This window comes from Xanthobacter sp. DMC47, from assembly GCF_056313845.1.
The window spans coordinates 394,423-407,572 of record NZ_JBQUZM010000004.1 but is presented as its reverse complement, the minus strand read 5'-3'; the positions used below and the strand labels follow the sequence as shown (position 1 = coordinate 407,572).

Sequence of the window (13,150 nt, the reverse complement as noted above, 5' to 3'; positions counted from 1 at the left end):
TTAACAAACATCGTGCCAAAGAAGTGCTAAACGGGAAAGCGGAGCGAAGGCGCCGCTCACGCTTTAAATGTGCCTTGATTTTAGGCATGTAGACACTGGATGACGCCGCCAAGGGCAGGGATCTGAGACATGGGTGAGGCAGGCGACGCGCGATCGGTCACGGCTGCGCTGATCGTGATTGGCGACGAGGTTCTCTCCGGCCGGACCAAGGACAAGAACATCGGCCACATCGCCGAACGGCTCACCGACGTGGGCATCGACCTGCGCGAGGTGCGGGTGGTGGCGGACGTCGAGGAGGATATCGTGGCGGCGGTCAACGCACTGCGCGCCCGCTTCGATTATGTCTTCACCACCGGCGGCATCGGCCCGACCCATGACGACATCACGGCCGATGCCATCGCCAGGGCCTTCGGGGTCTCCATCGACGTGGACCCGCGCGCCCGCGCGATGCTGCTGGAATACATCGCCGAGAAGGACCTGAACGAGGCGCGCCTGCGCATGGCGCGTATTCCCGCCGGGGCCAGCCTCGTCGTGAACGAGGTGTCCAAGGCGCCGGGCTTTCGCATCGAGAACGTCATCGTGATGGCGGGCGTGCCGCGCATCATGCAGTCGATGCTGGAGGCGGTGCTGCCCGACCTGCGCAAAGGCCGGCCCATGCTTTCGCGCACCATCCTCGCCGAGGCGAAGGAGGGCGACATTGCCGCCCCGCTGCGCAAGATCGCCGAGACCTATCCCGACGCGATCATCGGCTCCTACCCGTTCCGCGACGAAGTGGACGGGCGCTACAAGACCAATCTCGTGGTGCGCGCGCGCGAAGCCGAAACGCTGGCCGCCGCAGGCGATGCTGTGGCACGGATGGTCGAGGACAATTCGCGCAGCTGATGCGCCTCAGCCCTTCGCGATCTGGCCCAGCCAGACGTCGCGATACCACGTCGCGAAGCGGGCGACGCCCTCCTTGAGGGGGGTGCGCGGGGCGAAGTCCACCGCCTGCGAGAGGCTGGTCACGTCGGCGAAGGTGGCCGGAACGTCACCCGGCTGCATAGGCTGGAAATCCAGCTCCGCCTTGCGCCCCAGCGCCGCCTCGATGTCGCCGATGAGCGTCATCAGGGGCTCGGGGCTGTGGTTGCCCACATTGTAGATGCGATAGGGCGCGTTCGAGGTGGCGGGGTCCGGGTCCGCCCCGGTCCAGGCGGGGTCCGGCGTCGCCGGCTTCGGCAGCAGGGCGACCACGGCGTCCACCACATCGTCGATGAAGGTGAAATCCCGCTTCATGTCGCCGTTGTTGAACACCTTGATCGGCCGGCCGTGCCAGATGGCGTCCGTGAAGAGGAACACGGCCATGTCCGGCCGTCCCCACGGGCCGTAGACGGTGAAAAAGCGCAGTCCGCTCACCGGCAGCCGGTAGAGATGGGAATAGGCGTGGGCCATCAGCTCGTTCGCCTTCTTGGTGGCGGCGTAGAGGCTGATGGGGTGGTCCACCGTCTGATCGACACGGAAGGGCAGGTCAGTGTTGGCGCCGTAGACCGAGCTGGAGGAGGCATAGACGAGGTGCGCGACGCCGTTATGGCGGCAGCCTTCCAGCACGTTGCCGAAGCCGACCAGGTTCGAGTCGATGTAGGTCTCGGGATGCTCGATGGAGTAGCGCACGCCGGCCTGCGCGGCGAGGTGGACCACATGGCTCGGCTGGTGGCGGGCGAAGAGATCGGCGGTAGCGGCGCGGTCGGCGAGCGTCAGGCGCTCGAAGCTGAAGCCGGGATGACCGACGAGCCGGGCGAGGCGGGCTTCCTTGAGGCGCACGTCATAATAGGCGTTGAGATCGTCGATCCCGACGACGGCATGCCCCATCTCCAGCAGCCGCTCGGCGACGGCGGCGCCGATGAAGCCGGCCGCGCCGGTGACGAAGATGGGGGCATTGGTGAAGGTCAAGAGCGGTCCCCGGGACAGATCGCGCCGGACAACGGAAGCTTCGCCGGATACGCGCGCCTTCTTAGATCAGCGCTTCCGCGGCATCAACGCTGCCGCGCAGGCAGGAGGCGAGGCGGGCCATCGGCCCGGAGGCCAGGGCTACCGCGCGCACGCGCAGCGAACCTGTCCGAGGGCCGGCAGCGGCCGGCGCTGGTCAATCAGGTCGCGCGCGCCATGACGAAGAAATAGGCCACCGAGCAGCACAGCATGCCCCAAAGGGCCAGGACGGATTCTGCGATCACTTGCCTGCCCCCCAGCAGTCGTCGACGCGAATTTCGTCTTTTATTTACCCAAAGGGCCGGTGGGTCGGCGATGAAAATCAGAGCGTCGCGGCTCGGATCAAGCAGTAGGGTTAATCGCAGAGCCATAGGATGAGAGGCTCTGACCTTGTCGGCCCGATCGTTCGACCTCGGGGCGACGATCCGGTCTGGAGGGTCACAGTTGCGCGACGCGCAGCGGCAGGAATTCAGCGGGGCGAGACAGGGTGGCGAGCGTGCCGCTCAATCTCTTCGGCCCTTCGACCGGCCCCGTCCCGGCGGGAAGGGAACTCCTGCGGCCGGGATCATCCCGGACGCCGGCCGCAGGCCGATGACCTCAGTAGGCTTCCTTCCGGAGGACCTCGATGAAGGTCTTCATGATGATCTTGATGTCGATCCACACCGACCAATTGTTGATGTACCAGAGGTCCATCTCGATGCGGCGTTCCATCTGCTCAAGCTCCGCCGTCTCGCCGCGGAAGCCCATCACCTGCGCCCAGCCGGTGATGCCCGGCTTGACGTGATGGCGGAATGCATAGCCGGAGATCAGCTTCGAATATTCATCGTCATGGGCAATGGCATGGGGCCGCGGCCCGACGATGGACATCTGGCCGAACAGAACGTTCAGCACCTGCGGCAGCTCGTCGAGGCTCGATGCGCGCAGGAACCGGCCGACGCGGGTCACCCGCTTGTCGTTGCGCTGGGCCTGCACCACCTTCGTGCCGTCCTCCATCACCGTCATGGAGCGGAACTTGTAGATGGTGAACTCGCGACCGCCGAAGCCATTGCGGCGCTGGCGGAAGATCACCGGACCGCGGCTGTCGAGCTTGATGGCCGTGGCAATGATGGCGAACAGCGGCAGGAGCAGGAGGACGGCGCAGCTTGCGACGGCGATGTCCAGAAGCCGCTTCTGCGCCAGCTCGAAGCGCGACAGCGGGGCGCGCTGCACCTCGATGGCGATGGACGAGCCGAAATCCACACGGGGCGCATCGAGAAGTTCGTTGACCACCTCGTCCGGCAGCAGCTTCACCGGCAGCGGCACAGACCGGAGCCTGGCGCGCACGGCATCGAGCCGCTCGATGTCGCTCCATTGCATGGCGAGGACGATTTCCTCGACCCGATGCTGCCGCGCGAACTGGAGCGCGGCTTTCAGCGACTCCTTGTCTGCGGCGGAGAGCATTTCCCCGCCGGCCGAGCCGTCGGGACCGGCGAGGCTGAAGCGCCGTACCTCGTTGAGGCCGAGGCGCACCAGCATATGGGCCGGCACGACTTTCGAGAGCTCGCCCGCATCGCCCACCAGGATCGTCGCGCGGCCCTTCACGGCGCCGCGCGCGATGGCGTGCCGCAGCCACGCGCCCATCGCCCAGCGCGCGGACGGCAGGGCGATGAAGCCGAGAACGGCGAAGGATCCGGTGGAAATGCGCGAGGTGCTCCCCGCGACCTTGAGGCAGAAGATCACCGTCGCGACGACCAGGATCGCAAAGGTCCAATTGGCCATCGTGGCGCGGACCTCCTCGACGACACGCACCATGCGCCACGGCTTGTAGAGGCCGCGCGAGATGTTGGTGAGCACGAAGGCCACCGCGGCGAGGATGCCGATGCCGAGAGGCTGCGTGACCTCGAAGCCGGCGCCCGCCTGCGCCGAGAACAGGAAGTCCACGAGGACGCTCAGTCCCAGAATGAGCGCGATGTCGGATATGACGAAGAGCGGCGGCATCGACGCGTAGTCGAGCGTGGGGAGCACCCCGGACCGATGCACTTCGCTCGCCCGTTCAACCCGCATGTTGTCCGTGGAAAGCGACATTCGTCCCTCAGTCGGCAGAAAGATACCGCAAGGAAAAGTGAAATTGTGCAGCCAACATAGCACCCTCGGACAGAATCGACAAGCGAGTAAAAGCCAAGCCATTGGGCGTATACTTGGGCGTCATATGCCTGAAACATTCCAATTCAGAAAGTTGATCTGGAGCTGTTTTCGCAGAATGCTCAATGCATGTTGCGATCTATCATTTGATGGAGAGTTGATTGGTCGATGAACGAAGGAGGATTGGAGCAGTTTGCCTCTCCCAACATCATTTGTGTTTGACAATTGATTGAAGTCAATCGGTGCGCTCAAGTTTTGGGCAATGCTGCGGTGCAGAATAAATCGGAAGTGCTTGCCGGGCCCCAAGCCGCCTCCCGATTTGGCAATGCTCCAGCCTCCGTGCAACGATTTGAGGCCAGTGCGACGGAGGAGGATCAAACGCGCTTTTCCCGTCGAAAATCAATGCATTGTGAGAGGTAGTGCGAGGCTACCCCTTTAGCCCTGGCGAAAGACTTCTACAAATTTGCGGAGCTGCGGCAATGCGCCGCTGGGGGTGGGCGGAAACCGCCTTTGCTGCACTGCACCCTCACGGGACGCCGCGCTCCGGGTCGGGGTGCCCGTCGATCCGCATCTGGAACACGAAATAGGTCGGCGAGCAGAAACCGTTTTCCTGCGCCACGCGGGCCGCGCCGGGCAGATCGGGCGGCAGCGCCTGACACATGAAATCCTCCCGGCAGAATCGTCCGTCGCCACAGGCGGGACGATTGCCGCGGGCGACACTGGCGCCGAGGCATTTCGCGAAATTGTCGGTCGCGACGCACAGGTCGAAGGCCTTGCCGCCGACGAAGGCGCAGATTTCCCGCATCGGGCCGGCGTTCCCACGGTTCGTGAAGGCACGCTCCTCCGCCGTGCATTGGCGGTACGCCGAGCCGCCGGGCACCCCGAGCTTGGCCGGTCGGCAGGTATAGGAGGACGGAGAGGCGGAAGCGGCGGGACTGTTGATCTGCCGCACGATCCGGAGGCGATCGAGATAGGGCGCGGCGCCCGGCACCAGCGCGCCTGACAGGCAGGCCATGCCGGATACGAGGCCGCTGGACCTCTTCGGCATACATTGCCCGGTGCCGAGGGGCAGGCGCGGATTGTGCGCGATGACTTGGCAGGAGAGGCCGTCGCCGCAGCGCCAGCTGGCGTGAAACGCAGCTTCGTCCTGCGGGGCCAGGCAGGCCATGGTCGCTGCCGCGGTTCCCGGGACGGCCCGCGCAGGCCGCGACCAGTCCGCGGCCGGTGCGATGGACAGCGGACGGAAGGGATCCGGCGCGTGGCCCGCCGCCAGCGCGGCCAGATAGGCCCGGCGTCGCGCGTCGTCGGCATGAAGATGCGGGGAAAGGGGAATCTTGACCACGTTCAACGGCGACGTACCCGGCTCGTCATACCCGATGAGATGGAAGCCGGCGGTCGCAGCGCCCTGATGGCAGCCGGTGCAGGTGTTGTCGTCGAGGCGCGCGATCAGTCCGGCGGGTGATGCGACATAGCCGAGCGATTCGTAGGGCACATCGGCGAAATCCGCCGGCGTGAAAAGCGCGGCGAAGGGGTGGTTGGCCGTGCGCGCACTACCGAAGGTGGAGAAGGAGAGCGCCTTCTCGGCCAGGAAGGCATCCGGCAGCTGGTAGACGCCGCGATCGATCTCGGCGAGGTGGCCGCGGACATAGTCCACGAGCCTAGCCTTGAGCGCCGCATCCGCCGACAGTCGCGCGACGTCCGGCGTGTTCTCGAGCGGCTTCGGGACCAATTGATCGCCATCGATGCGAAAGACGCGCATCAGATAGATGGCCTGGCCGCCGAGCTCGGTTTCCATGCCGGAGGGCAGGCGCACCACCTGCGCATTGATTTCGACCTGCCGGAGCGAAAGCCCCCGGAGCGGGCCGGCCGCCAGCCAGCCGGCCATGTCGCCGGGGGTCGGACGGGGGTCGGCGGGTGTCCAGATGCGGGCGAGAGCGGGGCAGTCGCCGCTGGGCCCGGCGGGCACGTCGAACACCATGTTGATGTTGACGGGCAGGCGGGAGGCATAGGTCGTGGCGCCGCGCTGGAAACGGTAGGCGAGGCGGTACACGAGCCGCACCTCGCCGCAGGAGGGGGACGGCGTGAGCGCGGTGAAGTCGCGCCGGTCGGTCCGGTTGACGACGCCGATGAGCCGGAAGCGGGCGAGCGGCGAGCCGAGCCAGCGCAGGTCAATCACCCGGCCGACATTGTCGTCCGTGACCTCCAGCAGGGGGCGACGGTTCGCCGCCATCTCGGCCTTAAGCATGGTCACGTCGGCGGTGATCCGGCGGGCGAGGTGGGCATAGACGGGGCTTGCGGACTTGAGTTCCGCCAGCGTCGCGGCGCGCGGCGCACCGAGCAGCGTGCCGAATGCAAACCCTTTGGTTTCGAGCGCAGTGAGCGTCGGCCGATCGAGGATCATGCGCACCGGTTCCGACAGGGCGGCGGTCTCTCCGGCTGAGGCGGTCGGTGCGAGAGCCGCGGCGAGGACCAGCACGGCCAGCATGCGGACGGCGCGCGCCACGCACGCGCCGAAGCCGCCCGACGCGAACGCCGGAGGGCGGTTTCGCGCCGGGCTGCGCATTGCTCGATGCGCAGCCCGTGCGCATTGCGGCTCCCGGGATGCCACCGTCTCCTCCTCCCTGGACGCGGGGCTCGGGCCTCTGCCTTGCGGCATCCGCATGCCCATTGCGTTGGCAAGGCGCTATATGAGCGTCACTCACCGGACTTTTCCCCATGAATGCCCCAGCAGGCATCGCCCTGCAAATCAGCGCCACGTTCTTCTTCGCTGTCATGTCCGCTCTCGTGCGCTTCGTCGCAGACGACGTACCGAGCGGCCAGGTCGTGTTCGCCCGCAGCGCCTTCGGCCTCGTCCCCCTGGTGGTCTGGCTTCTGTGGCGGGGGCGGATGTCGAGTGCCTTCGTCACACGCCAGCCGTTCGGCCATGTCGTCCGCGGCCTGGTGGGCGTGAGCGCCATGTGGCTCAGCTTCGCGGCGCTGGCGTTCATTCCGCTCGCGGAGGCCGTGGCCTTCACCTACGCCACCCCGCTGGTCGCCGTCGTCCTCGCGGCCATCCTGCTTGGCGAGCGCGTGCCGTCCTATCGATGGGCGGTGCTGGGCGTCGGATTCGCCGGTATCCTCATCATGCTGTGGCCGTCCTTCACCCACGCTTCGCTGGGAAGCGGTCCCGGGCCGCTGATCGGCGCGGCCATGGCCCTTGTGGGGGCCGTGATCGCAGGGCTCGCCGTCACCCAGGTCCGCCACCTGACCCGGACGGAGACCAGCGAGGCCATCGTCTTCTATTTCTCCATCGTCGCGTCGCTCGCGGGCCTCGCCACCATGCCGTTCGGCTGGGTCATCCCGGATGTGCGGACGGCACTCCTTCTCATCGCCACGGGGATCGCCGGCGGTCTGGGCCAAATCCTGATGACGGCTGCGACGCGTTACGCGCCGGCCTCGGTCGTGGCCCCGCTCAACTACGCGACGCTCCTCTGGGCCATGGTGTTCGGCGTGCTCGCCTTCGGGGAATGGCCCGATTCTCTGGTCCTGGCGGGGGCTGCGATCGTCGTTTGCGCGGGTTTGGTCCTGGTGTGGCGCGAGCGCCACGGCCGCGGGGGCCAAGGCCACGTTTCCCAGAACTTGGACGTGACCGCAGATGTTCATGACGCGCCCAGCGACTATGTGGTTTCGCAAGGCACTAGAGGCACGGACCCGCGAGGCCTCCGCCGGCTCGAGCACCAGAAAATGACGTTAGAAGAAGACAGGAAAATCTTGGAACTTCCGCATAGGAAGGCGGTTTCTAGGTAGCTCGGTAGGTCGTTTCAGGTCGAATACCGGCAGACTTTCCCGTGCGGCGAGCGGGGGGCGGTTGGGATTGTTGCAGCGCCACAGGCCTTGTGGTAAACATGGTTCACCTAATCGGAGTGCGGGCGATGGCGAATGTTTCCAAGATCAAGGCGGCGCTGACGGGCGCTGCTGTTGCGGGTCTGGTCCTCGGGACGGTTGTGCCGTCGCAGGCGGCCGGGTTGTGGGGTGAGCGTTTTTCGGCTCTTCGCAACAATGCGAATTTCCAGACGGGCAATCGGCTTGGCACGCAGTCGGTTGGTGGCGTCGCTGGTTGGAAGTGGTCGCTGATCCAGTATCGCGCCTACAAGTATGACCAGCGGATCAGCAAGTTCCTCGGCCGTCCGGTTTCCCCGTTCTGCCGCTTCTTCTGCTGATCGTTCGGCGCCAACTTCAAGTATGTGGCCCATTTCGTACGTGTCTTGACCGTCGTAACAGGTTTGGTCAGGGGCGCACGGAGTGGGTCATTTTTGTTTGGGGCGCCGGATGGCGTGCTTTTGGGTGGCGTCCCGCGCTGGGCGTCAGGCGGCATGGCCTGACGCGGTCATGCGCGTGCTTTGACTGTAGCCGACGTTAGCGGGGCTTTAGCGGCATGCTTCGTATCGACAAGTCTGGGCCGGGAAAGTCTCTGAATATCCAGAGCGATGGTGATTTCGATCTGGTCAATTTGCTCCAGGTCGTCCGGCGTCAGAAGTGGGTCATTGCGGCCGTCGCCGGCGCGGTGGCGAGTTTGGCTGCGCTCTACTGTTTTTTTGCAACGCCGCAATATACAGCCAGTGCCGAGCTGCTGATCGACACGCAGCAGGCGCGCGGCCTCGAAGTCATGCCCCAGCTGACGGGCGTGATGGATTCCAGCGGCATCGACAGCCAGGTCCAGATCCTCCAGTCCGAGCGTATCGCCAAGGCGGTCATCAAGGATCTGAAGCTCGTCGAGGCGAAGAAGAGGGAAATCGAGGAGAAGGGCAATTCGGTGTTCAGCACCGTTGTCGGCTTCATCTTCCCGTTCCTCGTCCGCAGCGCTCCTCTAAGCGACTACGAGATTGAGCGCACGCAGATCATCGACTTCGGCCAGCGGCTCCGCGTGAAGCGAGTTGGCCTGAGCTACGTCATCAGCATCGACTACAGGGCCACCGATCCTGTGATGGCGGCCGACGTGGCGAACCAGCTCGCCGAGGCCTACATCGTCGATCAGCTTGAGGCCAAGTATCAGGCGACCCGGCGCGCCAGCGTCTGGCTTCAGGATCGCATTGCCGAACTGCGGGACCAGGCGCTCGCGGCTGATCGCGCGGTTCAGGACTTCAAGGCCAAGAACAACATTATCGATACCCAGCGCGGCCTCATCTCCGACCAGCAATTGTCCGAGCTGAATACGCAGCTGATTACGGCGCGGACCGCGGTCGCCGAAGCGCAGGCGCGTTACGAGCGCGTCAACAGCATCATCAAGCAGGGCGGCGTCACGGGCACGAGTGATGAAGTCGTGTCGGACGTGCTCAACAACGAGGTCATCAGCCGCCTCCGCACGCAGTACCTGGATGCCGTGAAGCGGGAAGCGGACTGGTCCAAGCGTTATGGGCCCGACCACATCGCCGTCCTCAACCTCAACAGCGAGATCAAGGGTCTCCAGCGCTCTCTGTTCACGGAGCTGTCGCGCATCGCCGAGACCTACAAGTCCGATCTTGAAATCTCCCGCGCCCGCGAGAAAAGCCTGTCGTCGAGCCTCGAGCAGCTGATGGTGCAGGCCAAGCTGACGGGTCAGGCACAGGTCGAGCTTCGCGAGCTGGAGAGCAACGCGCAGTCCTATCGCGCGCTCTACGACAACTTCCTGCAGCGCTTCATGCAGGCGACGCAGCAACAGTCGTTTCCGATCACTGAGGCGCGTCTGATCACCGATGCCTCCACGCCCCTGCGTGCCTCCTCGCCCCGGACTACGCTGATCGTCGCCGGCGGCCTTTTCGTCGGGCTGTTGATGGGCTTCGGCGTCGGCATATGGCGCGAGCGCATGAACCGCACCTTCCGGTTGCCGGCTGACGTCGAGCGCTATCTCGGGCTCGACTGCCTCGGCGTCCTGCCGATGCTGCCCTCGTCGGTGGCGACGCCGGTTCCGGCCGGCCAGAGCGCTTTCGACAGTTCCACCGGCATCATGCGCCAGGTCACCTCGGATCCGTTCTCGCGTTTCTCGGAAACGTTGCGCTCGGTGAAGGTTTCGGCGGACGTCTCCATTCACAGCCGGTCGGTGAAGGTCATCGGGATCATCTCGACCTTGCCGAAGGAAGGTAAGTCCACCGTTTCGGCGAATTTCGCCCAGCTGATCGCACACAGTGGCCAGCGCTGCGTGCTCATCGATGGCGATCTGCGCAATCCGACGCTGACGCGGCGCCTCGCGCCCGGCCGCAGCGCGGGTCTGCTCGAGCTGGTCTTCGGCAAGGCGACGCTCGAAGAGGTGAGCATCGTCGACCGCATGACGGGCCTGCGCTTCATCCCGGCCGTCGTGCCGGGCGACATCGTCCACACCAATGAAATCCTCGCGTCCGAGCAGATGTCTGCGGTGCTCGATGCCTTGAAGCGTGAAGTCGACTACATCGTCATCGATTTCCCGCCGCTTGCGCCCGTCGTCGACGTCATGGCGTCCACCCACATGGTGGATGGCTATGTCTACGTTCTGGACTGGGGGTCATCCAACCGGGATCTGGTCGCGAACACGCTGCAGAACGCGCCGACGGTCTACGAAAAAGTCTTGGGCTGCCTGCTGAACAAGGCAGACCTGAAGGCGCTTCGCAGCCTTGAGGACTATGGCAGCAAGTATTATTACCACAAGTATTACGCGAGCTATGGCCGCGAGTCCTGATCCCGCCGAACCCGCCCTCGCTGCGGCGGGCGATCGGGTGGGGTCCGACACGGGCGGCGGCCGCGAGGGTCACCCGGCCTCGACCGCAGCGACCGCCGTGAAGATGGCGGGCCGCTTGGCCGGAATCGTCATGGTCGCAGGGGCGGCGCTCTGGCTGTCCGTCTCCACGGGTGTCAAGCGCATCGACTCAGGGTTGTTTCTGCGACCCGTCGCTTTGCACATGATGGCCGGGGAGCCATACGATCCGGCGCTGATCGAGGCCATGGACACCGACATGTCTGTGGTGATGTCCGATCCGGTCTGCGATTACCAGGCCCTTCAAGACCTTGCCATCATCCGCGCCGCGCTGGCCGAAACCGCGTTCCAGGGGGACGACGCCGATCTCGCGGACAAAAGGCTGACGGCGACCGAGCAGGCGGCGAAGGCCAGCCTGGCCTGCAGCCCGGGATCGCCCCGTGCCTGGACCATTCTGGCCTGGATCGAGCACATCCGGCACGAGGATACGCCGCTGCTGCGGACTTATCTGAGAAAGTCGTTCCAGACGGGCGCTTTCGAGGGCTGGCCTCTCATCCGCCGCATGGAGATTCTGCTCTCGCTGTATCCCAAGCTGGATGCGGCCGAACTGGCTGACCTGAAGCAGTCGGTGAACTGGCTCGCCGTGAAGCAGTGGGGCGAATTCGTCGGCGAGCAGTACATCGCCGCCAAACCGGAAGCCCGCATCGTGATCCGCGACATCCTGGCCGAGGCGCCCGAGCGGGCCCAGAAGCGGGCTGCCGACGTGATCCGCAATGGGGGCGAGGACATCAGTCTGCCGGCGGTCGAACCCCTGGGGAGCCGGCCGTGGAAGTGACAGACGAGGCAAAGGCGGAAGCATCGCCGGACGTCCGCGGGCGTCGGCGCCGCGTGCGCAGCCTTCCGGACCGCATTGGATTTTGGGTTTTCCTGGCCATGGTGGTCCTTGCACCGGTCCCGGACGGATCGGTCGCGCTGCTCTGGGTCCAGGTCTGGACGGCGTTCGCGGCGGTCTCCGTGCTCCTCATCAGCTATCGCGACGTCTCGCGCGGAGCAGCCCTGGTGCTCGGCGGGCTGCTGATCGTTCTTGCGGCCTATGCCCTCGTGGCCTTCCTTCAGTCCATCTCTCCAGGCCCCGCCCCGCTCGCCATCTGGTCGGAAACCGGCAAGATCCTGGGCATGGACATTCCGCCCCTGTCCGGCTCGGTGCGCCACTCGCCGCTTCTCTTTCTCGGCCGGCCTCTCCTTGCGGCGCTGGTGCTGACGGCAGCCGTCGTGATCGGTCCGGATCGCAAGCGAGCCGACCTCGTGTTGCGCGCCATTGTCGGCGCGGCTTGCCTCTACGGCTTCATCGGGCTGGTGGGCTTCGTCTTCGATTCCGACAGTCTGCGGCCGTTCGACCAGAATGGCTCGCTGACCACCTTCTTCCTGAACAAGAACACCTCTGCGATCTATCTCGGCTCGGCAGCGCTCATCGTGCTGGCCCTTCTGCTGCCGCGGGCTCTCGCCGCGGCGCATGAGAACAAGCCGTTGTCGAGCATGTTCAGTGGCGAGGGGGGCCGCAGGCGGATCATCGCTGCGTCGGCCGGCCTGTTCCTGGTCGTGCTTCTGCCCCTGACCCTTTCGCGCGCCGGGGTCGTCCTGACGCTCCTTGCAGCGATCGGCGCCATTGTCTCGAAGCTTCGCCTGCGCAGGCGCGCGTCCATCTTCAAGCTTGCGTTCGGCATTCTCGTCCTCCTGTCCCTCGTCTACGGCCTGTCGGGCGGGGCATGGCGCGAGCGACAGGCGAAGCTCGGGTTTGATATCCTCGGGCGCTACGACGCCTATGAGATGATGCTCGGCGCGATCGCGGATCGGCCCCTCATCGGGTATGGGCTCGGCAGCTTCGCGGAGAGCTTTCCCCAGTTCCGTACCGAGGACCTCGGGACGTTGGCCGTGTTCGACATCGGCCACAGCACGCCTCTTGAGCTGACCTTCGAGGGCGGCGTGCCGCTCGCGCTCGTGGTGTTCGCCTTCGTGGCGCTCTGTGGGGGCCTCATGGTGCGGGGCGCGATCCGTAGGCCTAGTGATCCCTACATTCTTGCGGGCGTCCTGGTCGGCATAATCGGGGTCTTGCATACGAGCTTCGACTTCCCGCTGCAGATCCCGGGCTTCCTCATCATCTATCTGTCCGTTGTCGGCATTGCTCTCGGCCGGTCCTTCCTGCCGCGAGAGGAGCGCAAGCTGGTCCGGAAACGGGTGCTTCGGCGCCCGGCGGCACCGTCCGGGGCCGAGGTGGCTGAGACCGGGACGGCTGAGACCGTGGCCCCTGGAGCCCCAGCCGCAAGCCCCGCCACATGACGGGGGATTTTGCCCGCCGGCGCTCGGGCGCCATGGGTTGCCGGCCTG

The 13,150-nt window shown here is 65.5% G+C and carries 9 protein-coding genes; 6 read left to right on the top strand and 3 right to left on the bottom strand.

The annotated features are described in order from the left end of the window. Nucleotides 1–129 precede the first annotated feature (129 nt). Nucleotides 130–882, top strand: a complete 753-nt coding sequence (locus ACT54R_RS13555; protein WP_476327095.1) for a competence/damage-inducible protein A — start codon at nucleotides 130–132, stop codon at nucleotides 880–882. 6 nt (nucleotides 883–888) lie between these two features. Here the strand turns inward: ACT54R_RS13555 and ACT54R_RS13550 are convergent, their stop codons facing one another. From ACT54R_RS13550 to ACT54R_RS13540, 3 genes are all read right to left on the bottom strand, one after another. Continuing rightward, a complete protein-coding gene (locus ACT54R_RS13550; RefSeq protein WP_476327093.1) occupies nucleotides 889–1,926 on the bottom strand; it encodes an NAD-dependent epimerase in 1,038 nt (345 codons plus the stop codon). A gap of 633 nt (nucleotides 1,927–2,559) precedes the next feature. Further along, nucleotides 2,560–4,026 (bottom strand): undecaprenyl-phosphate glucose phosphotransferase, encoded by a 1,467-nt coding sequence (locus ACT54R_RS13545; RefSeq protein WP_476327091.1) that lies wholly within the window; start codon nucleotides 4,024–4,026, stop codon nucleotides 2,560–2,562. A 583-nt stretch (nucleotides 4,027–4,609) separates the two neighbouring features. Beyond that, nucleotides 4,610–6,586, bottom strand: coding sequence for a hypothetical protein (locus ACT54R_RS13540; protein WP_476327089.1), 1,977 nt, complete (start codon nucleotides 6,584–6,586; stop codon nucleotides 4,610–4,612). 212 nt (nucleotides 6,587–6,798) lie between these two features. Here ACT54R_RS13540 and ACT54R_RS13535 point away from each other — a divergent pair, with 212 nt between their 5' ends. The 5 genes from ACT54R_RS13535 to ACT54R_RS13515 all read left to right on the top strand — a co-directional run bounded on the left by ACT54R_RS13535 (nucleotide 6,799) and on the right by ACT54R_RS13515 (nucleotide 13,102). Beyond that, entirely contained in the window at nucleotides 6,799–7,869 is a 1,071-nt protein-coding gene (locus ACT54R_RS13535; protein WP_476327087.1) for a DMT family transporter, read from the top strand. A gap of 125 nt (nucleotides 7,870–7,994) precedes the next feature. Continuing rightward, nucleotides 7,995–8,282, top strand: a complete 288-nt coding sequence (locus tag ACT54R_RS13530; protein WP_476327085.1) for a hypothetical protein — start codon at nucleotides 7,995–7,997, stop codon at nucleotides 8,280–8,282. Nucleotides 8,283–8,497: 215 nt separating this feature from the next. Then, the gene (locus ACT54R_RS13525) at nucleotides 8,498–10,750 is read left to right on the top strand and encodes a polysaccharide biosynthesis tyrosine autokinase (protein WP_476327083.1); all 2,253 of its coding nucleotides are present in this window, start codon (nucleotides 8,498–8,500) and stop codon (nucleotides 10,748–10,750) included. 97 nt (nucleotides 10,751–10,847) lie between these two features. Further along, nucleotides 10,848–11,600 (top strand): hypothetical protein, encoded by a 753-nt coding sequence (locus ACT54R_RS13520; protein WP_476327081.1) that lies wholly within the window; start codon nucleotides 10,848–10,850, stop codon nucleotides 11,598–11,600. Between the two features lie 98 nt (nucleotides 11,601–11,698). Next, on the top strand, nucleotides 11,699–13,102 hold the full coding sequence (locus ACT54R_RS13515; protein WP_476327079.1) for an O-antigen ligase family protein: 1,404 nt from the start codon (nucleotides 11,699–11,701) through the stop codon (nucleotides 13,100–13,102). Nucleotides 13,103–13,150 lie beyond the last annotated feature (48 nt).